A 21533-nucleotide genomic window follows, 5' to 3' on the forward strand; every position below is an offset into this window, starting at 1 on the left:
TCAATATCAGAGGAGAAATGTAATGGATAAAATGTTTGCATTTTTAGAAAAATATCTTATGGGACCTATGGGCAAGGTTTCGACTTGGCGTCCTGTTCGTGCTATCGTAGCTGCTGGAATGGCCAGTATTCCCTTTACCATTGTAGGGTCAGCTTTCTTGGTTCTAAGCGTTATTCCGCAAGCCTTTAATATACAATTTATAATTGATTTATGGGCCAATTCTTTTGATAAAATTCAAGCACTATACTTACTAGCCTATAAGTGTACAATGGGGATTTTGTCTCTCTACTTTGCGGTAGTAATCGGTTATGAATATACAAAGATATATGTAGAAGAGGAAGGCTTGAATCTCAATCCTCTCAATGGTGGACTTTTGGCGGTATTTGCTTATTTTTTAACCATACCAGAATTAGCTATTTCTAAAGGCGCTATTTCAGCGGTGACTGGCGAGTCAACAATTAATGGATGGACTGTTGGTGGAGATAGTCTGACTCGTCTTTCTACATCAGGTATGTTTACAGCTATTTTGATGTCTATTTTGGCTGTGCAGCTTTACAAGCTTTGTGTGAAAAAGAACTGGGTTATAAAAATGCCTGAAGCAGTTCCAGAAGGGGTTTCTCGTTCCTTTACAGCATTGATTCCGGGTTTTGTAATTGCATTTGTGGTACTTTTCATAAATGGTATCTTCATTATGTTTGGTACTGATATTTATAAAGTTATTGCGGTTCCTTTTGCTTTTGTAAGTCATATTACAAATACTTGGTTTGGCATTGTTATCATTTACCTTTTAGTGCATGCACTTTGGATTGTTGGTATTCATGGTGCCAATATTGTAATGGGACTGGTAAATCCAATCCTACTGGCTAACATGGCGCAAAATGTTGACGGAAAATTCATTGCTTTCGCTGGTGAATTTACGAACTCCTATGTAACTGTTGGTGGTTCTGGGGCAACTTTACTTCTATGTATTTATATTGCTTTCCGTGCTAAATCAGAGCAACTTCGTATGCTTGGGAAAGCATCAATGGGACCTGCCATCTTTAATATAAATGAGCCAATTATCTTTGGTCTTCCAATTGTTTATAATCCAATCTTGACGATTCCATTTATTTTAGCACCAGTTGTATCAGCCTCTATTGGCTACTGGGCTGTTCAGCTTGGTATCGCTGGTAAAGCTATTGCTCAAACACCATGGCCAACTCCAGTTGGTTTAGGAGCCTATGTCGGTTCAGGAGGAAGTTTAGGAGCATTTATTGTTGCAATCATCTGTGCTGTAGCAGCTTTTGTCATTTGGTATCCGTTTATCCGGATGTATGACACTAAGCTTCATAAGGAAGAAATGGAAATGGCTGCAGAGTCAGCTATTAGCTAATGTTGTTTTATCAATTACAAAGAGAAATCTCCTTTGAGGTTTCTCTTTTCTTTTGCGAATATTTTAGTAAATGAGAGAAATTTTAGAGGGAGCTAGGATATGTTTGTGGCGAGAAATCATAAGGGGCTTTTGTGTAATGCACTGGAGGAGAAGATTGAGAAAGGGGCTGATTTCGTCTGCCCAGCTTGTTCAGGGGCAGTCCGTTTTAAAAAAGGGAAGGTTATGCAGCCGCATTTTGCGCATGTTTCGCTAGAGCAGTGCCACTTTTACAGGGAAAATGAGAGCGCTGAGCACCTCAACCTTAAGGCGGAGCTTTTTCGCTGGGCTGTCCAGACAGAAGAAGTTGAGGTGGAGGCTTTTTTGCCTGTTCTGCAGCAGATTGCTGATCTACTGGTTGATGAAAAACTGGCGCTTGAAGTCCAGTGCAGTCCTCTAAGTATAGAACGGCTGCAGGAACGGACGCTTTCTTACCGCCAGCATGGCTATCAGGTCCTCTGGCTCTTGGGGCGAAAACTTTGGCTCAAGGATTCCCTAACTCGACTGCAGAAGGATTTTCTCTATTTTAGTAAAAATATGGGCTTTCATCTTTGGGAGCTGGATCAAGAAAAGCAAGTTCTGCGTCTCCAATACCTGATTCACGAAGATCTGCATGGAAAAGTCCAGTACAAGACCAAGAACTTTCCCTTTGGTCACAGTCAGCTTTTGGATATTTTGCGTTTGCCCTTTCAAAAGCAGGAGATGAACAGCTTTCTGGCCCAGCAAGATCCGCAGATCTGCAATTATATCCGCCGTCAGCTTTATTACCAGCAGCCTAGATGGATGCGGCTGCAGGCCCAGCTCTATCAGAATGGCGATAATCTCTTGACTAAGACTGCAGAGGATTTTTATCCACAGGTTCGGCCAATACAAGCTACCTCCTTCTGTCAGATAACTACTGACCTGACTGACTATTACCAGCAGTTTGAGAATTATTACGCCAATCTCCAGCAAAAAAATCTGCAAATTGTTTATTCACCGGCTTTTTATGAGATGATAAAAGAAAATTGCTAAGTATCGTTAGTTTCTCATTGATGAAGCCATCAACTTTTAGCTATCCTTTCAGTTTTAGAATATTTGAGAATCCTGTATAATATAATAAAGTAATAAGTTAGATAGTTAAAAATTCTAAATCGTGCTAATCCAGTAGGCTTTAGAAAATATGAGAAGTGAAAGGTGCTATCATGAAGAAAATTTTTGTTATTTTTCTGACTATCATTACGTTCAGCTCGGCTATGCTTTTAGGAGGGTGCAGTATGCTAAACAGTCGGTCAGAAAAAGAAGAAATGATTCAGATTGCGGAGAGTAAAAAGATGAAGAAAGCCTTGGAAAATTTTCTCAAAGGTTTAGATTCTAAAGCTTTGACACCAGAAGGAAAGATTAAATCCTATGAAATTCAAAAGGATAAGTTAGATTATAATCCCATGGGAGGGATAATGATTCAAATGTTTATTAACGGAGATAAGAATTTAAGTTTAAGTGTAACAGTAGTGGAAGATTCAACAACTGGTAATTATGAAATTGCTACAAATTCAAGAAGTCGGAAACTTAGTGACCTATTGGCGAAATAGAATACATAGGCTCCGTTTCCCAAATTTACGACAATATTAAGGGTGAGAGAGAATGAGTTTTTGTCTTTACAACTCTTTATACGTAGCGTAGTCCTTGAAACTTTTAAAAAATAGTATAACAATGATAATATAAAACATTGATTCAAATCCAGTTTCCCATTTTCGTTAGGACATCAGTTTGAGCAAAGAAGAGAAACGAAAGGAGCCATTATGAAGAAAATTTTTGTCACTTTTCTGAGTATCATAACGATTAGTTCGGCTATGTTTTTAGGAGGGTGCAGTATGCCAAGCAGTCGGTCGAAAAAAGAAGAAATGATTCAGATTGCAGAAAGTAAAAAGATGAAGAGTGTTATTGAGGAAGGGCTGAAAAAGATTGATCCTCAAGCTTTAACACCTGAAGGGAAAATTAAAAGTTATGAAATTGATAAGAAGTCACTAACTCAGAACCCAATGGGAGGATTAATGTTTGATTTAATCATTAATGGTGACGAAGAAGTAACACTAGGTTATGTCATTACAGAGGATGAAAATGGGAAATTTCACAGAGATGGAACTGCGTGGTCGCTGAAGCTTATAGAACTAATGGATGAAGAAAATGTAAATAGCAATGAAGAATAAGACTTTTTCTACATAACTTCCTAGCAATGATTGCGCTATTATGTTCTTTGGAAAAATAGTATAATAATTAATATAAAAAATTAATCTAAATTCGCCTTCTCGTTTTTGTTAAGGCATCGGTTTTATCAAAGATGAGAAGCGAAAGGAGTCATTATGAAGAAAATTTTTGTCATTTTTCTGAGTATCATCACGGTCAGTTCAGGCATTATTTTAGGAGGCTGCAGTATGCCAAGCAGTCGGTCGGAAAAAGAAGAAATAATCCAGATTGCGGAAAGTACAAAAATGAAGAAGGCGATTGAGAAAGAGTTGAGAGAACTGGATCCTAAAGCTCTGACAGCAGAAGGGAAGATTAAAACGTATAAAATTGAAAATAATAAATTAGATTTCAATCCGATGGGAGGATTAGACATCTATTTAATAATTAATGATAATAAGAAGTTTGAATTAGACATGACTTTTCAAGAAAATTCAACTACTGGCGAATACGAAGTGGGTGGTTATGGCATGTCTCCGGAATTTAACGAGCTAATTAGAGGAGAAAAGTAATACGCCTGATTATAAAAACCCTGTTGATGTTAGAGAATATGAAGATAAACAACTTGTTGGAACTTATTTATATGAGTATGGAAGTATGCATGTTGTAAAGAATATGATGTAAATGGGAGGATTATTTAGGCACCGTCTCCCAAATTTATAAAAATATCAAGCGTGATGGAGAACGAGTTTTTGTCTTTACAACTCTTTATCCGTACTGGAGTACTTGAGACTTATAAAAAATAGTATAACAATGATAAGATAAAACATTAATCCAAATCCATTTTCATTAGGACATCAGTTTGAGAAAAGCTAACAAGCGAAAGGAGTCATCATGAAGAAATATTTTTTCATCTTTCTGACTATCATCACGATTAGCTCAGCTATGCTTCTGGGAAGCTGCAGCATTCTAAACAGTCGGTCAGAAAAAGAAGAAATGATTCAGATTGCGGAGAGTAAAAAGATGAAGAAAGCCTTGGAAAATTTTCTCAAAGGTTTAGATTCTAAAGCTTTGACACCAGAAGGAAAGATTAAATCCTATGAAATTCAAAAGGATAAGTTAGATTATAATCCCATGGGTGGACTAAATGTTTACATAATTATTAATGGGAATGAAGTTTTGAATATTGATATGACTGTTCAGGAAGAAGATACTGGAGAATATGAAGTTGTATCATATGGTATTCCACAAGAATTGAGTGAGTTATTAGAAGAGGATTAACATGGCTAATAATGCAGAGTACAATGATAAGCAAAATGTTGCAGCAGCTTTGGTAGAGTATCGTGAATTAGAATTTAGGAGAAATTATTCAATAGCAGGTAAGAATGGATACATTGGTAATCTTTCTCAGGTATACGACAATGTAAATGGCCATGAAGAACAAATTTTTATCTTTATGAATCTTTAAAAATAATTCCGCCTTCATATTCTTTGGAAAAATAGTATAACAATTAATATAAGTCGTTAATCTAAATGTGGCTTGTCATTTTCGTTAAGACATTAGCTTTACCAAAGATGAGAAGCGAAAGGAGCTGTCATGAAGAAAATTTTTGTAATCTTTCTGAGTATCATTATGCTCAGTTCAGCTATGTTTTTAGGAGGCTGCAGTATGCTAAATAGTCGTTCAGAACAAGAAGAAATGCTTCAGATTGCGAAGGGGAAGAAAGCGCAGAGAGCAATAGAAGAATTACTGAGACAGGAAGATTCTAAAGCTTTGACTGAGGAGGGGATTATAAAAGAATATTCAATTAACAAAGATGAATTAGAATATAATCCTATGGGGGGATTAATCATTGAACTTATAATCAATGATGACCCAGAATTAACTATTAAAACAACATTGATGGAAGAGTCTGATGGGAAGCTAGAACATACAGGATATGTAATCTCTGGTGAGCTTGCAAAGAAGTTGAGGGGAGAATGACATGACATATGATAAAGAATTTTATATTTATGAATCTCCGATGATTCCGCTTTCATATTCTCGATAAAAATAGTATAATAATCAATATAAAACATTAATCTAAATCTAGTTTCCCATTTTTGCTAAGGCTCCAGCTTTAGCAAGGATGAGAAACGAAAGGAGCTGTCATGAAGAAAATTTATGTAATCTTTCTGAGTATTCTAACGCTCAGTTCTGGCATGATTTTAGGAGGTTGTAATATGGTAAACAGTCATTCAGAAAAAGAAAAAATGATTCAGATTGCTGAGAGTAAAAAGATGAAGAAGGCGATTGAGAATGAGTTGAGAGCACTAGATCCTAAAGCTCTGACAGCAGAAGGGAAAATTAAATCTTATGAAATTCAAAAGGATAAGTTGGAGTACAATCCTATGGGAGGAATGTTGGTTTATGTGGTTCTCAATAATGACCGTGAGTTAAATATGAGTATGACGGTATTAGAAGAAAAGACGGGTGAATATAGAATAGCGAGTTATTTTGCATCTGATGAACTTGACAAGCTTGTTGGAGGTGTATAAATGGATGGCTACTTAAATCCTATTGATGGCACAGGATATACTGATGGACAACATGTAGATATTGCTATGTTTGAATATGCCGAAGATATAACTGTTGGAAAAAAAGCTAAAGTTGGTGATGTTGGCTACATAGGCACCGTCTCTCAAATTTACGATAATGTAAATGGCCATGAAGAGCAGGTTTATGTACTAACAAATAGTGGAACGAATCGCGAGGCTGTCCCTTACTCCGCTTCGGATGCTGAGCGTGCTCAGGTGCAGGATGTGACAGTCATGATGCAGGGGTCACAGACTAAGACGCATACTCCTAAGTTGCTCCATGACACTGTTACGGATTGGCTGCCTACAGACTTTGTGACGGCGTCTCATCGTCTGGGACCTGCAGGTGCAGTAGAATATGCTACCCCTTTTGTTTATCGTCATTCAAAAAATATGATTACTCAAAAAAGCCGAGAAGAACTAGATAAGGCAGATCGAGACGTAAGTAATAACATAGGAAATGTAGTCGGAATCTTTAATAAAGATGCTGGTCAAGCTGTGAAGCAGAGCCTTAATTCTCTCAATAAAAATCCCTTCAATGAGCTGAGGAAGAATGTTATATCAAATGTTACAGGTGTTTATGGCGGAACTTTAACGACAGGAATTGCTGCACCGAATATTATGGTAGCTGCTAGTTATCTCAAAAAGACACAAGAGTTTCCTCCGGCTCAGTTTAAGGATGCGGCTAAGCATCTTAAGGAAACCATTCGTAAGTATCCGAATGCCAAGATTGATCTTTACGGACACTCTTTGGGTTCTATGGATATCCAGTATGCTCTATCCACTCTGACAGAGGAGGAGATGCGCCATATTGGCACTGTCCATATCTACAATGGCCCCAATATCTATCCTCTCTTAACCAAGGAACAGCAGGAAAGACTGGATAGTGCTAAGTATAAGATCTTTAATCATATCGACCATAAGGATATCGTCAGCTTAGGCTACAGCTTATCTGGCAGTGAAAATGCTGCTGGTATTGTACGCCATATTGCGACTGTCGAAAAAGAAATCGGCGATCAGCATATGATGGAGGGCTATATCTACGATAAAAATAAAAATTTTGTGCTTATGGATGGGACAGGAAAGACGACTATCAAGGATACTATCAAAGCAAATATGATTCCTTACCAGAATATGAAGAAGTATCTGTCTAAGGGTGGATTTAGCAGCAATGAAAAGATTTATCTGGATAGTGTTCAAGCCCAGGCAACTGTTCAAAATTTAGTAAATGTAACCAAACTAGGCTATGACACGTTGCAGCAGGCTAGAGATCAGGTTGTTAGCGAAGCGGAAAAGCTAGCAGAGCAGTTGGGAAAGGTTCCTCAGGGCTTCAGTCTTAGTCCAGATGAGGTGACTGCAGCCTATCAGGCTGGAGGTGCAGATTATCAATCATTGGTCGGATCTTTGCAAGAGCACTTTTATATTCGATTGTCTAAATTTCAGATGCTTCTAACTATCTTTGAAGTTTTGCAAGGTCAGATTGAAGCTGGTATTGAGCTGTTGCTGGCTAAGGATCAAACATTAGCAGGAGATTTTGAGCAATGGAACCAAATCAATCAATGAAGCAGGATATAGCTAAAAAAGAAAAAGAGATGGAGGAACTATACTCAGAACTTCAGCGTGAACGTTTGAAGATTGATAAAGAACGAGATATCATACTATCTAAGAAAAAAGCTTTTTCCGACATGCTACAAGAAGAGTATGAAATGGCGACTGCTATTTTACGGAAACAAGAAAGGGACACTAGTATCGAATGGCAAGCTTTAAATCAGTATATAGAATCCTATGATGTGTTGGCAGAAGAGGCTAGCAGCGAGGAATTGAAAAATCTTGATTTAAAAGATGAGAAAGTTTTGGAAACATTCTCTAAGCAGAGACGCCGTTTAGAATGGGAAATTGAAGATAGCTATTGTCGTCTTCGTGATTCTAAATAAATCTGCTGTTTAGAGTAGAGGAAAGGAAAAAGTCTATGTTTATATCAGAAATAGCTTCAGCACCAGTAAAAAGTTACTTTTCACCATCTAAAACAGCCGATTTGACAGAAATTAGGAAAGCAATAGAAAAGCAAATTATAACGAATGTTTTAGCTCCTCTTTTGTTAGCTCAAAAAAGCAGCCTTCAAAGCAATTATGATACTCTTTTTACCGATGTCGCAAAGACTGTTCAGGAGAGTGTGAAAGTAGCTGCAGATCAGATAGATAGCTCGATGAAAGGGCAATTTTCTAAAAAAGTTGTAAGCGTTATAGACAACAGCGGTACGAAATTTGAAGAAATCTAGCAATGAACTCTTTGGAATCTAATTTTTCTTTGGTCAGGAATTAGGTTCAAAGAGTTTTTTTATTAATTAAGTCTGTCTGCCTAGCTACTATGTGATTTTGGTACTTGAGTTTTATAAAAAGTAGAATTTTGTGATAGAATAGGGGAGTCGGAGGATTTTTTTATGGCAAAACAAAGAAATGAAATTGAAGAAAAATATACTTGGGATTTGAGTACCATTTTCCCAACAGATGAAGCCTTTGAAGCGGAGTTGGCGCAGGTTTCAGAAGAAGTGAAGAAAGCAGCTAGTCTGGCTGGGCATTTGCTTGATTCAGCGGACAGTCTCTTAACAACGACTGAAGTGCAGTTGGACTTGATGCGTCGTATTGAAAAGCTTTATTCTTATGCTCACATGAAGAATGACCAAGATACACGTGTGGCTAAGTACCAAGAGTATCAGGCTAAAGGCATGACTCTTTACAGCGACTTTGGTCAAAGCTTTGCTTTCTATGAGCCAGAATTTATGGCGATTACAGAAGAGCAGTACCAAGCTTTCTTGGCTGAGCAGCCAGCCTTGCAGCAGTATCAGCATTATTTTGACAAGCTTTTGAAAAAGAAAGCTCACATCCTGACACAGCGTGAAGAGGAGCTATTGGCTGGTGCTGGTGAAATTTTTGGTGCAGCGGGCGAAACCTTTGCTATCTTGGATAATGCAGATATCGTCTTTCCGATGGTGCATGACGAAGATGGAAATGAAGTTCAGCTTAGCCACGGTAACTATATCACCCTGGTCGAGTCTAAGAACCGAGAGGTCCGTAAGGAAGCTTATGAGGCTCTCTACAGCGTCTACGAGCAGTACCAGCATACCTATGCTAAGACTCTGCAGACCAATGTCAAGGTTCACAATTACAATGCGAAAGCCCGCAAGTTTTCATCTGCCCGTGAAGCAGCCTTGTCAGCTGACTTTATTCCAGAAAGTGTTTATGACAGCCTAGTTTCAGCTGTCAATAAGCATTTGCCTCTCTTGCAGCGTTATATCGCTTTGCGAGCGAAGATTTTAGGCATTTCTGACTTGAAGATGTATGATATGTACACACCTTTGTCAGAGACAGACTACAAGTTCACTTATGAGGAAGCCTTGGCTAAGTCTGAGGAAGTTCTGGCTATTCTGGGTGAGGATTATCTGAGCCGAGTGAAGACAGCTTTCTCAGAGCGCTGGATTGATGTTCATGAAAATCAAGGCAAGCGCTCAGGAGCATACTCAGGCGGTTCTTATGATACCAATGCTTTTATGTTGCTTAACTGGCAGGACACGCTGGACAATCTCTTTACCTTGGTGCATGAGACAGGCCACAGTATGCATTCCAGCTACACCCGTGAGACCCAGCCTTATGTTTACGGGGATTATTCTATCTTCCTAGCTGAGATTGCTTCGACGACTAATGAAAATATCCTGACAGAGAAGCTCTTGGAAGAAGTAGAAGACGATGCTACCCGCTTTGCTATCCTCAATCACTTCTTGGATGGTTTCCGAGGCACGGTCTTCCGTCAAACCCAGTTTGCTGAGTTTGAGCATGCAATTCATAAGGCTGACCAAGAAGGACAAGTTTTGACCAGCGAGTTTCTCAATGCACTCTATGCAGACTTAAACGAGAAATACTATGGCTTGAAAAAGGAAGACAATCCGCAGATTCAGTACGAATGGGCTCGGATTCCGCATTTCTACTATGATTACTATGTTTTCCAATATTCGACAGGATTTTCAGCGGCTTCTGCCTTGGCTGAAAAGATTGTCCATGGCAGTCAGGAAGACAAGGATAAGTATCTGGACTATCTCAAAGCTGGGAACTCTGACTATCCGCTCAATGTCATCAAAAAAGCAGGTGTGGATATGGAAAAAGAAGACTACCTTAATGCTGCTTTTGCTGTCTTTGAGCGTCGTCTGGACGAATTTGAAGCCTTGGTAGAAAAGTTGGGATTAGCATAAGATGGTCGAGACTTATAATCAAAACTCTAATCCCAATATGCGCCGGCCAGTGGTCAAAGAAGAAGTCGTAGACTTTATGAGACAGCGTCTCCAGCCGGTCACTGGTGGACTCAAGGAGCTGGAGGATTTCGCCAGAGCTGAAAATGTGCCCGTTATTCCTCATGAGACAGTGGCTTACTTTCGTTTGCTTCTCGAAAGTCTCCAGCCAGAGAAGATTTTAGAAATCGGGACGGCTATTGGTTTTTCGGCCCTTTTGATGGCGGAGCATGCTCCTCAGGCTCAGATTACAACTATTGACCGCAATCCAGAGATGATTGAGCTGGCCAAGGCTAATTTTGCTAAATATGACAGCCGTCAGCAAATCACGCTGCTAGAAGGTGACGCAATGGATCTGCTTGAGACACTGGAGGATTCCTACGACCTTGTCTTTATGGACTCTGCCAAGTCCAAGTATGTGGTCTTTCTGCCCCAAGTCCTCAAGCGCCTCAATCCTGGTGGCCTGGTCCTCATTGATGATGTCTTTCAAGGAGGAGATGTTGCCAAGCCTTTTGAAGAAATTAAGCGTGGTCAACGAGCTATTTACCGAGGACTGCACAGTCTTTTTGACGCAACTTTGGACAGTCCAGATTTAACTTCCAGTCTGCTTCCCTTAGGAGATGGGCTGCTTATGATTAGAAAAAATTGACATCTCTGATTTTTTCCTAATTTCCAAAAATTTTTAGTAAAATTTAAGATATCAATTCAAATTTGTGCTACAATAGAAAACGTGAACTTTTAAGAATAAGGAGTCAATATAAAATGAAGAAAAAAATATTTGCAGGAGCTGTGACACTCTTGTCAGTCGCTGTATTAGCAGCATGTTCTAACTCAGAAGGCAAGGACATCGTGACCATGAAAGGAAACACGATTACTGTCAATGAATTCTATGATCAAGTGAAAAACAATGGTGCAGCTCAGCAAGTCTTGCTGCAGATGGCTATCAAAGACATCTTTGAAGAAAAATACGGCAAAGATGTCAAAGACAAGGACGTTAAGGATGCTTTCGAAAAGTCTAAAACGGCTTACGGTACAGCTTTTGCCCAAGTCTTGGCTCAAAACGGATTGACCGAAGATGCCTACAAGGAGCAAATCCGCACCAATATGCTGGTAGAGTATGCCGTTAAGAAGGCTGCTGAAAAAGAGCTGACTGACGAAAATTACAAGGCTGCCTTTGAAAACTACACGCCAGAAGTAACAGCTCAAATCATCAAGGTTGACAGTGAAGACAAAGGTAAGGAAGTTCTTGAAAAAGCTAAAGCTGAAGGAGCAGACTTCAGTCAAATCGCTAAGGAAAACTCTACCGATGCTGCCACTAAGGAAAAGGGCGGAGAAATCAAGTTTGACTCTGGCTCTACTGATGTTCCAGATGCTGTCAAAAAAGCTGCCTTTGCTTTGGAAGAAAATGGCGTTTCAGACCTTGTGACAGTGCCAGATTCACAGTACTCAGCAAGCTACTATATTGTTAAGCTGGTCAAGAAGTCAGAGAAATCTTCTAACTGGAAAGACTACAAAGACAAGCTGAAAAAGATTATCATTGCGCAAAAAGAAAAAGATACTAGCTTTATCCAAAGCGTTGTAGCGAAAGAGCTGAAAGATGCCAACATCAAGGTTAAGGACAGTGCTTTCCAATCTATCTTTGCTCAGTATATCGAAACCACAGGTTCTTCAACTTCTTCATCAAGTGCTGCCAGCAGCTCAAAGACTTCTGAGTCTAGCTCAGCAGCTGAAAGCAGTTCAGCAGAAGCTTCTTCATCAGCTGCAGAATAAGGTTGACGAAAAGACAATAAGCAAGTATAATAAGACTGGTGAGAATTGATTTTTCAAGTTCTTAGTTCAGAGAATTGGCGGTGCTGCGAGCCATCTGAGACGGAGAATCATGCTACTCATCTAGCAAAATAGAATACGAAATGAGAATGACAAGTTCATTGAATGAAGGTGGTACCGCGGTTTTTCGCCCTTCGGACAAGGAACTTGTCTTTTATGTTGACTCTGGAGGTAACGTAATGAAAACCTATCTTGTCAAACAGAAATTTCGCTTAGGCGGCGAACGCTTTGATATCAAGGACGATCGAGGAAATGTGGATTACCAAGTGGAAGGCTCTTTCTTTCAGATTCCTAAGACTTTTACTATCTATGATAGTCAGGGACAAATCGTCAGCCAGATTACCAAGACCCTTATAACCCTCCTGCCCCAGTTTGAAATCAAACTCAGCAGCGGGCATAGCTTTTATATCCGTAAGAAATTCTCTTTTTTGCGGGATAAATATAAATTTGATAATTTGGGTCTTCGAGTTGAAGGGAATATCTGGGATTTAAACTTTCGTCTGCTGGATGACAGCAATCAAGTCGTTGCAGAGATTACCAAGGAGCTCTTCCATCTAACCTCTACTTATCAGGTGAGTGTCTATGATGTGACTTATTCAGATTTGGTGATTTCCCTCTGTGTCGCTATTGATTATGTCGAAATGCTGGAAAGTTCGTCGTCATAATGCAATTATTTTTAGAAAAAAATTAAGGAGAAAAAGAAATGAAACAAATGTCAAGTGCTCAGGTTCGTCAAATGTGGCTGGATTTTTGGGCAACTAAAGGTCATGCAGTAGAACCGTCTGTCAGCTTGGTGCCGGTCAACGATCCAACCTTGCTCTGGATTAACTCTGGTGTAGCGACTCTCAAGAAATACTTCGATGGAACTATTATTCCGGAAAATCCTCGAATTACCAATGCGCAAAAAGCCATCCGTACCAACGACATTGAAAACGTGGGGAAGACTGCGCGTCACCATACCATGTTTGAAATGTTGGGGAACTTCTCTATCGGGGATTACTTCCGTGATGAAGCCATCACTTGGGCTTATGAGCTTTTGACAAGCCCAGAGTGGTTTGATTTTCCCAAAGACAAGCTCTACATGACCTACTATCCAGACGACAAGGACTCATACAACCGCTGGATTGCTATGGGAGTTGAGCCCAGTCATTTGATTCCGATTGAGGATAATTTCTGGGAAATCGGTGCGGGACCTTCTGGACCGGATACAGAGATTTTCTTTGACCGGGGTGAGGCTTTTGATCCAGAAAATATTGGGGTCCGTCTCTTAGAAGAAGATATTGAAAACGACCGTTATATCGAAATCTGGAATATCGTCTTGTCACAATTCAACGCAGACCCTGCTGTACCGCGTAGCGAGTACAAGGAATTGCCACATAAGAACATTGATACGGGCGCTGGTTTGGAGCGTTTGGTCGCTGTTATCCAAGGGGCTAAGACCAACTTTGAGACTGACCTCTTCATGCCAATTATTCGTGAAGTAGAGAAGCTGTCTGGCAAGGTCTATGACCAAGATGGCGACAATATGAGTTTCAAGGTTATCGCAGACCATATTCGTTCGCTTTCCTTTGCCATTGGTGATGGGGCTCTTCCTGGAAATGAAGGCCGTGGTTATGTCCTTCGTCGTCTGCTTCGTCGTGCTTCAATGCATGGTCAAAAGCTGGGTATCAATGAGCCTTTCCTTTACAAACTGGTTCCAACTGTGGGCAAGATTATGGAAAGCTACTACCCAGAAGTTCTTGAAAAGCAAGACTTTATCGAAAAGATTATCAAGAGTGAGGAAGAATCTTTTGCTCGTACTCTGCACTCTGGTCAACACTTTGCAGAAACAATTGTGGCAGATTTGAAAGCTAAGGGACAAACTGTTATTGCTGGTCAAGATGCCTTCAAACTCTACGATACTTACGGTTTCCCGCTGGAGTTGACTGAAGAAATTGCTGAAGAAGCAGGCATGACTGTGGACCGAGCTGGCTTTGAAGCGGCTATGAAAGAGCAGCAGGATCGGGCGCGTGCTTCTGTCGTCAAGGGTGGATCAATGGGCATGCAAAATGAAACCCTGCAGGCCATCACTGTAGAGAGTGTCTTTAATTACGAAAAAGAAGAGCTGACTGCTGAACTCCTTGCTATCGTGGCGGATGATGCAGCAGTGGAGTCAGTTGAGACAGGAACAGCTGCCCTCATCTTTGCAGAAACACCATTCTACGCAGAAATGGGTGGTCAGGTAGCCGACCACGGTCAAATCTTTGATGGAGCAGGCAATCTGGTAGCGCAAGTTACGGACGTGCAAAAAGCACCAAATGGTCAGCCACTGCATACTGTAGAAGTTTTGGCTCCTCTGGCTCTGGGTCAAAGCTATAAACTGGAAATTGACCACAGCCGTCGCCATCGTGTGATGAAAAACCACACGGCAACTCACCTCTTGCATGCAGCCCTGCATAATGTTCTTGGTAACCATGCAACCCAGGCAGGCTCTCTGAACGAAGTAGAATTCCTGCGCTTCGACTTTACGCATTTCCAAGCGGTGACAGCAGAAGAGCTGCGCGCTATCGAGCAAGAAGTCAATGAGAAAATCTGGGAAGCCCTTGCCATAGAGACAGTAGAGACAGATATTGACACGGCTAAGGAAATGGGTGCTATGGCACTCTTTGGCGAAAAATATGGTAAAGAAGTTCGCGTCGTAACCATCGGCGACTACTCTGTCGAGCTTTGCGGAGGAACCCACGTAGGTAATACTTCTGAAATCGGCATTTTCAAGGTTGTCAAAGAAGAGGGTATCGGATCTGGAACTCGCCGTATCTTGGCGGTCACCAGCAAGGAAGCTTTTGAAGCCTACCGTGAGGAAGAAGAGGCGCTCAAGGCTATCGCTGCGACTCTCAAGGCACCGCAAATCAAGGAAGTGCCTCACAAGGTAGAAGCGTTGCAAGAGCAGCTGCGTCAACTCCAAAAAGAGAATGCAGAGCTCAAGGAAAAGGCAGCAGCAGCGGCCTCTGGTGAAGTCTTCAAGAATATTCAAGAAGCAAATGGACATAGCTTTATCGCTAGTCAGGTCTCTGTGTCTGATGCAGGTGCCCTACGTACCTTCGCGGACACTTGGAAGCAGAAGGACTATTCAGATGTTCTCGTACTGGTCGCAGCAATTGGAGACAAGGTCAATGTCCTTGCAGCCAGCAAGACCAAGGACATCCATGCTGGTAATCTGATTAAGGAATTGGCGCCGATTGTAGATGGTCGAGGCGGCGGTAAGCCAGACATGGCTATGGCCGGTGGCAGCAAGCAATCAGCTATTCCAGACCTGCTAGCAGCAGTTGCTGAGAAGTTGTAATATTAGATAACAGATAGATGAAAAGGTCTGCTCTTTGGGCAGATCTTTTTTTGTACTCTTAGCTCTCTTACTTCTCTATATGAGAAGCAAATAGGCCGCTTTTCGGCAAGAAAGTATGAATTGTTTTAGAATAAATAATGATATTTTCAAAAATATTGCATAAAAATACAGAAAACACTTGACAAAGGGAAGATATACGAGTAAAATAAAACGCATATTTATACGGAGGTGTTTTAAAAATATGCGAATTTCAATTGTAGGAATTACTGGTTACTCAGGTATGGAACTCCTCCGTATTTTACTGCAACATCCGCAGGCGGAAGTCGTTTCCCTTCATGCCAGCCAAGATATGGAGTCTCCAGTGTCAGAGCTTTATCCTCATTTGAAGGGGATTTGCGACCTGAAAATAGAAGTTTTTGACAGTCAGGAAATTATGCGACGAGCAGATCTTGTTTTCTTTGCAACATCAAGCGGAGTAGCTAAAGATTTGTCAAAAGACTTTGTAGAAGCGGGATTTCCAGTCATTGACCTTTCTGGTGATCATCGTTTGCCAGGGAATATTTATAAAAAATGGTATCAGAAAGAGCCAGCTGAAGAATATGTTCAAAAAGCGTTTATTTATGGACTGTCTGAATTTACAGATGTCAGAGGGAAGCGATTTATTGCCAATCCCGGCTGCTATGCGACGGCTACAGAGTTGGCTTTGATTCCATTGCTGCAGGCTCAGGCTATTGAGTTGGACTCCATTATTGTTGATGCCAAGAGTGGCTTGACAGGGGCGGGGAAAAATCCAGCTGCATCCAGCCATTTTGTCCATGTGCACGACAACTATGTGACTTACAAGTTAAATCAACATCAGCATATTCCGGAGATTGTGCAGCAGTTGCAGCTTTTTGATGAGAGATTGCAGCAGATTCAGTTTTCAACTTCCCTTATTCCGCTCAATCGTGGTATCGTGGCGACAGTTTATAGTAAGTTGAAAACACCTTTGACTCGAGAAGAGCTGACTGCTATTTACCAAGATTGCTATCAGGATAAGCCTTTTGTCCGTATCCAAGCTGCTCTGCCGAGTCTGCACCAGGTTGTCGGTACTAATTATACAGATATTGGTTTTGACTATAATCCTGTAACAAACATTTTAACGGTAGTAGCTGTGCTGGATAACTTGATTAAGGGGGCTGCTGGTCAGGCGGTTCAAAATATGAATCTAATGCTGGGCTTTCCCGAAACAGATGGCCTGCTCAGTCAACCGTCCTATGTCTAGATGAGAAAGGGTTAAATATGAAGATTATTGATGGAACGATTGCCAGTCCGCTAGGCTTTTCGGCTGACGGTTTACACGCTGGCTTTAAGAAAAAGAAGTTGGATTTTGGCTGGATTGTCTCAGAAGTACCGGCTAGTGTGGCAGGAGTTTATACTACTAATAAGGTTATCGCTGCTCCGCTTCTAGTGACCAAAGCATCAATCCAAAAGAGCCAGAAATTGCAGGCAATAGTGGTTAATTCTGGTGTTGCTAATTCTTGTACAGGCCAGCAGGGACTGGACGCTGCCTATGAGATGCAGCGATTGACTGCTCAAAAGCTGAAGATTGAGTCCGACTTGGTAGGTCTGGCTTCTACAGGAGTCATCGGTGAGCAACTTCCAATGGATGCTCTGAAAAATGGTCTGTCACAGATTCTGGTGAGTGGCAAGGCAGAAGATTTTGCTGAGGCTATCTTGACGACAGATACTTGCACCAAGACCTGTGTAGTCACAGAAGAGTTTGGCTCAGATTTGGTGACTATGGCAGGGGTGGCTAAGGGATCGGGCATGATTCATCCGAATATGGCGACCATGCTGGCCTTTATCACCTGTGACGCTAATATTTCTAGTGATACCCTACAAGCGGCTCTCAGTCAGCATGTAGAGTCAACTTTCAACCAAATCACGGTGGATGGAGATACATCAACCAATGATATGGTGCTAGTCATGGCGAACGGCTACCGACAAAACGAAGAAATTCTGCCAGATACAGAAGAATTTGAAAAGTTTTCCAAGATGCTCCGCTATCTTATGGCTGACTTGGCTAAGAAAATTGCCAAGGATGGCGAAGGAGCAACTAAGCTGATTGAAGTCAATGTTCGGCATGCCAAGGATGAACAGAGTGGCCGTATGATTGCTAAGAGTGTCGTTGGATCTAGCCTGGTCAAAACGGCTATTTTTGGTCAAGATCCCAATTGGGGCCGAATCTTAGCAGCTATCGGCTATGCGGGAGCAGATGTCTCGGTGGATTATATTGATATTTGGATTGAAGGGATTCCAGTTATGCAGGCTTCTAGCCCTGTGGCTTTTGACCCCGAGGAAACAAGTGATGCCATGGCTGGAGAGCTGCTAACCTTGACCATTGACCTACACGATGGGGACGCTGAAGCTCAGGCCTGGGGCTGCGATCTATCCTATGATTATGTGAAAATCAATGCCCTCTATAGAACCTAAGGAGAAATGCAATGAAAGATGTGATTGTTATAAAAATTGGCGGTGTTGCTGCGCAAAAGCTGTCTGATAAGTTTATCAAGCAAATGCAAGCATGGATAGCAGCTGGTAAGAAAATCGTGATCGTTCATGGGGGCGGTCTGGTCATTAACCAACTCATGAAAGAGCGCCAGCTGCCTACTCGCAAGGTTAAGGGGTTGCGGGTGACAGCTAAGTCTGACTTGCCCATCATTGAGCAGGCCCTGCTAGGTCAAGTCGGCCGGACGCTGACACAAGAACTGAACGACTCAGATATTGAAAGCCTTCAACTGGTTTCACATTTGGGAAAGACAGTTTCGGCAGATTTTATCGATAAAGACCTCTATGGCTATGTCGGTGATGTGACAGCGATTCAAACTGCTTATTTAGAGCAGCTGCTGGCTGCGGACATAGTCCCAGTGCTGGCTTCGCTAGGGGAAAATGCGGCTGGCGAGTTCTTAAATATCAATGCAGACTATCTAGCAGCGGCAGTTGCTAGCAGCTTGCAGGCAGAGAAGCTAATCCTGATGACAGATATAGAAGGAGTTCTAGAGGACAAAAAGGTCCTGCCCCAGCTTCTGACCAGTCAGGTTTCCAAGAAGATACAGACAGGTGTCATCAAGGGCGGCATGATTCCCAAGATTGAGAGTGCTGTTCAAACTGTGCTTTCCGGTGTCGGGCAGGTTCTGATTGGTGATAATCTTTTGACGGGCACCTTGATAGCAGAGGGATAACGATGACTTATTTATTTGAAAACTACAAGAGGGCACCTATTGAGTTTGTTAAAGCAGTGGGCTCTTATCTGATTGACAGTGAGGGAAAGACTTATTTGGACTTTTCATCGGGGATTGGCGTAACCAATCTTGGCTTTCACCCGCAGGTCCAGCAGGCTTTGATCCAGCAAGCAGGGTGCATCTGGCACAGTCCCAATCTCTATCTTAGCTCTCTGCAAGAGCAGGTGGCTCAAGAGTTGGCAGGTTCTTATGATTATTTGGCTTTTTTCTGTAATAGCGGAGCAGAAGCCAATGAAGCTGCTATTAAGCTAGCCCGCAAAGCTGCTGGCAAGCAAGGCATTATCACTTTTCAGCAATCCTTTCATGGTCGGACCTTTGGCGCAATGGCCGCAACAGGACAGGATAAGATTAAGGAAGGATTTGGTGATGGGGTGCCTCACTTCAGCTATGCGGTTTACAATGATCTTGCCAGCGTAGAAAAGTTGGTCAATCAGGATACGGCAGCTGTCATGTTGGAATTGGTCCAAGGAGAATCAGGAGTTCGTCCAGCAGAAGCAGCTTTTGTCAAAGACTTGGCTGATTTTTGCCGACGAGAGGAGATTTTGCTGATTGTTGATGAGGTCCAGACAGGTATGGGGCGCACGGGTCAGCTTTATTCCTTTGAGCACTATGGGATTATACCGGATATTGTGACACTGGCTAAGGGTCTGGCCAATGGCCTACCCTCTGGCGCTCTATTAGGAAAATCAAGCTTGGCTCCTGCTTTTGGACCTGGCAGTCATGGTTCTACCTTTGGTGGCAATAAATTAGCCATGGCAGCCGCCTTGGAGACCTTGCATATAATGAAAGAGGCGGGCTTTATGGAAGAAGTCAGGTCTAAGAGTGCCATCTTACTGGAGCAGCTGCAGTTTGCTTTTCAGGACCATCCAAAGATTTCTGCTGTTCGAGGCCTGGGCATGATGATTGGGATTGAAACAAGTGCCAGTCTGTCAAAGATTGTTGAAGCCGCTCGTCAGAAGGGCTTGATTATCCTGACAGCCGGAGAGAATGTTATCCGTCTCCTGCCGCCTTTGACTATCAACAGGGAGGAAATTCAGCAAGGGATTGCTATTTTAAAAGAAGTATTTTCAGAATTAGATGAATAAAGGAAAAGGATTCAGTTTGAGCTGGATTCTTTTTTATCTATGATAATGGTGTTCTTGACAATGATTATTATTTTTTTGACAAATATACTTGTCAAAAAGAAAAGAATCTGTTACAATACTTTTGAACAGGAAATGGAGGGACGCTTATGAATGCATTCTTATGGTTCTTGCTTCCGATGACTTTTATGGTTTTTATCTTTGGGATTGATTCTTCCAATAAGCTAAAACGGATGCAGGGACGGATAAAGTCTTTAGAAAGAAAAAGAAAGGGGAACAAAACAATGTCACAATTTTTAAAAGAAATGATTGGAAAGAAGCCGACAATTATGAGCGAGTCAATTGGAACCAATAACTGGCTGGTAAACTGGCTGGTAGTGGATGTGGATGAAGAATGGGTCAAGCTGAGCATGACAGATAAAAAAGGTCAGACCAAGACCAAGCTGATTCGTATTGAAGACATTCGGTCTATCGAGCTTTAGGAGAAGTGGGGGATTTTAATGAAATTAAGAAATCGACTCAAGGAGTTGAGGGCGCGTGACGGTCTCAACCAGACAGAACTGGCTAAGCTGGCCGGTGTTTCCAGGCAGACAATCAGCCTTATAGAGAGAGGCGAATATACCCCATCGATTGTGATTGCCCTTAAGATTGCCCATATTTTCAATGAAAACGTTGAGAATGTCTTTCGGCTGGTGGAGGAAGCAGAATGAAGAACCAATTAAGATTCATTTCAACAGGAGCTAAAACAGTCCTTCAGCCTCAGCATTCTTGTATCATCTATTGTAAAAAAATAAAGGAGAAGAAGTCGTGAAAGAGCAAAAACGTATATCTACACAGAAAAGAGTTTTATATAATGTCCTTATATTTCTAGCTGGAGCTTTAATAGGTGGTCTGTCTATTTTGTTTTCTGAAACTGGTCTGCTAAAAAACATCAGTTGGTCGACTATTTTTTCTGTTCAACTGCTGCGCCAGCTAGGTAGGGCCAGCCTTATCATCCTCTATCCCTTGGTCTTTTTCTTGATTTATCGGACTCGTAAATACAATGAAGCTTATGAAAAAGAAGCAGATGAGGATAAGAATTATGAATGGTACCGGCTAACCTTTAAAAATCTGGAATATGCGACTATTGTCTTTAATATCAGCAGTGCTATCGTTCTTTTTACGATTTTAGTTGGAGTTGTTTTTATTGGAAATATTACTAATCATAAGAGCCCTCTTCAGTGGAGTTTTATAGATTATGCGATTGCCTTTCTTTATATTATTTTACAAGTTGTCTTTTTAAAGACAGTTCAGAAGGTGCGGCACTATAAGCTATCAGCCTTTCCGACTACTGAGGAAATAAAAGAATTTGCCCTCTCTTATGATGAGTCAGAGCTGCAAGCCAATTATGAACAGTGCTATCTTATTCTCTTTAATGTAAATCAGAGACTTCTGCCAGCCCTCTATGTTATTTTAGGGATAGTGGGAACTTTCACACCCCTCAATGTCGTTTCTGGTTTTGTCGTCCTAGTGGTGATCCATATCTATATCAATCTTATGTATTATCCAATGGTAAGAAAATATTTCAAATAAGCTTATTTCTCGATGAAAG

Annotated in this window: 24 protein-coding genes; all 24 read left to right on the forward strand. The window is 41.4% G+C overall.

All coding sequences use genetic code 11. The annotated features are described in order from the left end of the window. The first annotated feature begins 22 nt into the window (after positions 1-22). Complete coding sequence (gene celB, locus K1I80_RS06015; protein WP_125405725.1) at positions 23-1372, forward strand: PTS cellobiose transporter subunit IIC; 1350 nt, start codon at positions 23-25, stop codon at positions 1370-1372. A 99-nt stretch (positions 1373-1471) separates the two neighbouring features. Continuing rightward, positions 1472-2422: a competence protein CoiA gene (locus tag K1I80_RS06020; RefSeq protein WP_223313268.1), complete on the forward strand. Its 951-nt coding sequence runs from the start codon at positions 1472-1474 to the stop codon at positions 2420-2422. Positions 2423-2592: 170 nt separating this feature from the next. Beyond that, positions 2593-2979 (forward strand): DUF1310 family protein, encoded by a 387-nt coding sequence (locus tag K1I80_RS06025; RefSeq protein ID WP_223313269.1) that lies wholly within the window; start codon positions 2593-2595, stop codon positions 2977-2979. Positions 2980-3189: 210 nt separating this feature from the next. Beyond that, positions 3190-3597, forward strand: a complete 408-nt coding sequence (locus K1I80_RS06030; RefSeq protein ID WP_223313270.1) for a DUF1310 family protein — start codon at positions 3190-3192, stop codon at positions 3595-3597. Positions 3598-3750: 153 nt separating this feature from the next. Beyond that, positions 3751-4143: a DUF1310 family protein gene (locus tag K1I80_RS06035; RefSeq protein ID WP_223313271.1), complete on the forward strand. Its 393-nt coding sequence runs from the start codon at positions 3751-3753 to the stop codon at positions 4141-4143. A gap of 322 nt (positions 4144-4465) precedes the next feature. Next, on the forward strand, positions 4466-4852 hold the full coding sequence (locus K1I80_RS06040) for a DUF1310 family protein (protein ID WP_009659872.1): 387 nt from the start codon (positions 4466-4468) through the stop codon (positions 4850-4852). A gap of 1 nt (position 4853) precedes the next feature. Continuing rightward, positions 4854-5039 (forward strand): hypothetical protein, encoded by a 186-nt coding sequence (locus tag K1I80_RS06045; protein ID WP_223312672.1) that lies wholly within the window; start codon positions 4854-4856, stop codon positions 5037-5039. A gap of 129 nt (positions 5040-5168) precedes the next feature. Continuing rightward, a complete protein-coding gene (locus tag K1I80_RS06050) occupies positions 5169-5555 on the forward strand; it encodes a DUF1310 family protein (RefSeq protein ID WP_223313272.1) in 387 nt (128 codons plus the stop codon). Between the two features lie 167 nt (positions 5556-5722). Further along, a complete protein-coding gene (locus tag K1I80_RS06055) occupies positions 5723-6109 on the forward strand; it encodes a DUF1310 family protein (protein ID WP_223312671.1) in 387 nt (128 codons plus the stop codon). After that, positions 6110-7711 (forward strand): alpha/beta hydrolase family protein, encoded by a 1602-nt coding sequence (locus K1I80_RS06060; RefSeq protein WP_223313273.1) that lies wholly within the window; start codon positions 6110-6112, stop codon positions 7709-7711. It begins immediately after the preceding gene. Continuing rightward, positions 7708-8082, forward strand: coding sequence for a hypothetical protein (locus K1I80_RS06065; protein ID WP_002906961.1), 375 nt, complete (start codon positions 7708-7710; stop codon positions 8080-8082). Before K1I80_RS06060 ends, K1I80_RS06065 begins: the two co-directional genes overlap by 4 nt. A 35-nt stretch (positions 8083-8117) precedes the next feature. Then, positions 8118-8426 (forward strand): hypothetical protein, encoded by a 309-nt coding sequence (locus K1I80_RS06070; protein WP_002912043.1) that lies wholly within the window; start codon positions 8118-8120, stop codon positions 8424-8426. A 162-nt stretch (positions 8427-8588) separates the two neighbouring features. After that, positions 8589-10391, forward strand: coding sequence for an oligoendopeptidase F (gene pepF, locus K1I80_RS06075; protein ID WP_223313275.1), 1803 nt, complete (start codon positions 8589-8591; stop codon positions 10389-10391). 1 nt (position 10392) lies between these two features. Further along, positions 10393-11076 carry an O-methyltransferase gene (locus K1I80_RS06080; protein WP_223313276.1) on the forward strand — a complete coding sequence of 228 codons (684 nt, stop codon included), beginning with the start codon at positions 10393-10395 and terminating at the stop codon, positions 11074-11076. Between the two features lie 113 nt (positions 11077-11189). Further along, positions 11190-12197 (forward strand): peptidylprolyl isomerase PrsA, encoded by a 1008-nt coding sequence (prsA, locus tag K1I80_RS06085; protein ID WP_002906957.1) that lies wholly within the window; start codon positions 11190-11192, stop codon positions 12195-12197. A 140-nt stretch (positions 12198-12337) separates the two neighbouring features. Further along, a complete protein-coding gene (locus tag K1I80_RS06090; protein ID WP_223313277.1) occupies positions 12338-12919 on the forward strand; it encodes an LURP-one-related/scramblase family protein in 582 nt (193 codons plus the stop codon). Positions 12920-12957: 38 nt separating this feature from the next. Then, the gene (gene alaS, locus K1I80_RS06095; RefSeq protein ID WP_223313278.1) at positions 12958-15576 is read left to right on the forward strand and encodes an alanine--tRNA ligase; all 2619 of its coding nucleotides are present in this window, start codon (positions 12958-12960) and stop codon (positions 15574-15576) included. A gap of 241 nt (positions 15577-15817) precedes the next feature. Then, positions 15818-16840 carry an N-acetyl-gamma-glutamyl-phosphate reductase gene (gene argC / locus K1I80_RS06100; protein ID WP_223313279.1) on the forward strand — a complete coding sequence of 341 codons (1023 nt, stop codon included), beginning with the start codon at positions 15818-15820 and terminating at the stop codon, positions 16838-16840. A gap of 17 nt (positions 16841-16857) precedes the next feature. Further along, positions 16858-18051, forward strand: coding sequence for a bifunctional glutamate N-acetyltransferase/amino-acid acetyltransferase ArgJ (gene argJ, locus K1I80_RS06105; protein ID WP_223313280.1), 1194 nt, complete (start codon positions 16858-16860; stop codon positions 18049-18051). Positions 18052-18062: 11 nt separating this feature from the next. Further along, positions 18063-18800: an acetylglutamate kinase gene (gene argB, locus K1I80_RS06110; protein WP_125401425.1), complete on the forward strand. Its 738-nt coding sequence runs from the start codon at positions 18063-18065 to the stop codon at positions 18798-18800. A 2-nt stretch (positions 18801-18802) separates the two neighbouring features. After that, the gene (locus tag K1I80_RS06115; RefSeq protein WP_223312542.1) at positions 18803-19945 is read left to right on the forward strand and encodes an acetylornithine transaminase; all 1143 of its coding nucleotides are present in this window, start codon (positions 18803-18805) and stop codon (positions 19943-19945) included. A 146-nt stretch (positions 19946-20091) separates the two neighbouring features. Further along, positions 20092-20424: a hypothetical protein gene (locus K1I80_RS12085; RefSeq protein WP_002921810.1), complete on the forward strand. Its 333-nt coding sequence runs from the start codon at positions 20092-20094 to the stop codon at positions 20422-20424. Positions 20425-20442: 18 nt separating this feature from the next. Next, a complete protein-coding gene (locus K1I80_RS06125) occupies positions 20443-20652 on the forward strand; it encodes a helix-turn-helix transcriptional regulator (RefSeq protein WP_002896031.1) in 210 nt (69 codons plus the stop codon). Between the two features lie 97 nt (positions 20653-20749). Further along, entirely contained in the window at positions 20750-21514 is a 765-nt protein-coding gene (locus K1I80_RS06130) for a DUF3169 family protein (RefSeq protein ID WP_223313282.1), read from the forward strand. The last annotated feature ends 19 nt before the right edge of the window (positions 21515-21533 follow it).

It is taken from the genome of Streptococcus sanguinis (assembly GCF_019929225.1).
GTDB classification, from domain to species: Bacteria; Bacillota; Bacilli; order Lactobacillales; family Streptococcaceae; genus Streptococcus; species Streptococcus sanguinis_J.

Excerpts from the sequence above, each read along its gene's own strand:
- celB (WP_125405725.1), top strand. The coding sequence starts at position 23 with ATGGATAAAATGTTTGCATTTTTAGAAAAATATCTTATGGGACCTATG.
- K1I80_RS06020 (WP_223313268.1), top strand. The coding sequence starts at position 1,472 with ATGTTTGTGGCGAGAAATCATAAGGGGCTTTTGTGTAATGCACTGGAG.
- K1I80_RS06025 (WP_223313269.1), top strand. The coding sequence starts at position 2,593 with ATGAAGAAAATTTTTGTTATTTTTCTGACTATCATTACGTTCAGCTCG.
- K1I80_RS06030 (WP_223313270.1), top strand. The coding sequence starts at position 3,190 with ATGAAGAAAATTTTTGTCACTTTTCTGAGTATCATAACGATTAGTTCG.
- K1I80_RS06035 (WP_223313271.1), top strand. The coding sequence starts at position 3,751 with ATGAAGAAAATTTTTGTCATTTTTCTGAGTATCATCACGGTCAGTTCA.
- K1I80_RS06040 (WP_009659872.1), top strand. The coding sequence starts at position 4,466 with ATGAAGAAATATTTTTTCATCTTTCTGACTATCATCACGATTAGCTCA.
- K1I80_RS06045 (WP_223312672.1), top strand. The coding sequence starts at position 4,854 with ATGGCTAATAATGCAGAGTACAATGATAAGCAAAATGTTGCAGCAGCT.
- K1I80_RS06050 (WP_223313272.1), top strand. The coding sequence starts at position 5,169 with ATGAAGAAAATTTTTGTAATCTTTCTGAGTATCATTATGCTCAGTTCA.
- K1I80_RS06055 (WP_223312671.1), top strand. The coding sequence starts at position 5,723 with ATGAAGAAAATTTATGTAATCTTTCTGAGTATTCTAACGCTCAGTTCT.
- K1I80_RS06060 (WP_223313273.1), top strand. The coding sequence starts at position 6,110 with ATGGATGGCTACTTAAATCCTATTGATGGCACAGGATATACTGATGGA.
- K1I80_RS06065 (WP_002906961.1), top strand. The coding sequence starts at position 7,708 with ATGAAGCAGGATATAGCTAAAAAAGAAAAAGAGATGGAGGAACTATAC.
- K1I80_RS06070 (WP_002912043.1), top strand. The coding sequence starts at position 8,118 with ATGTTTATATCAGAAATAGCTTCAGCACCAGTAAAAAGTTACTTTTCA.
- pepF (WP_223313275.1), top strand. The coding sequence starts at position 8,589 with ATGGCAAAACAAAGAAATGAAATTGAAGAAAAATATACTTGGGATTTG.
- K1I80_RS06080 (WP_223313276.1), top strand. The coding sequence starts at position 10,393 with ATGGTCGAGACTTATAATCAAAACTCTAATCCCAATATGCGCCGGCCA.
- prsA (WP_002906957.1), top strand. The coding sequence starts at position 11,190 with ATGAAGAAAAAAATATTTGCAGGAGCTGTGACACTCTTGTCAGTCGCT.
- K1I80_RS06090 (WP_223313277.1), top strand. The coding sequence starts at position 12,338 with ATGAGAATGACAAGTTCATTGAATGAAGGTGGTACCGCGGTTTTTCGC.
- alaS (WP_223313278.1), top strand. The coding sequence starts at position 12,958 with ATGAAACAAATGTCAAGTGCTCAGGTTCGTCAAATGTGGCTGGATTTT.
- argC (WP_223313279.1), top strand. The coding sequence starts at position 15,818 with ATGCGAATTTCAATTGTAGGAATTACTGGTTACTCAGGTATGGAACTC.
- argJ (WP_223313280.1), top strand. The coding sequence starts at position 16,858 with ATGAAGATTATTGATGGAACGATTGCCAGTCCGCTAGGCTTTTCGGCT.
- argB (WP_125401425.1), top strand. The coding sequence starts at position 18,063 with ATGAAAGATGTGATTGTTATAAAAATTGGCGGTGTTGCTGCGCAAAAG.
- K1I80_RS06115 (WP_223312542.1), top strand. The coding sequence starts at position 18,803 with ATGACTTATTTATTTGAAAACTACAAGAGGGCACCTATTGAGTTTGTT.
- K1I80_RS12085 (WP_002921810.1), top strand. The coding sequence starts at position 20,092 with ATGAATGCATTCTTATGGTTCTTGCTTCCGATGACTTTTATGGTTTTT.
- K1I80_RS06125 (WP_002896031.1), top strand. The coding sequence starts at position 20,443 with ATGAAATTAAGAAATCGACTCAAGGAGTTGAGGGCGCGTGACGGTCTC.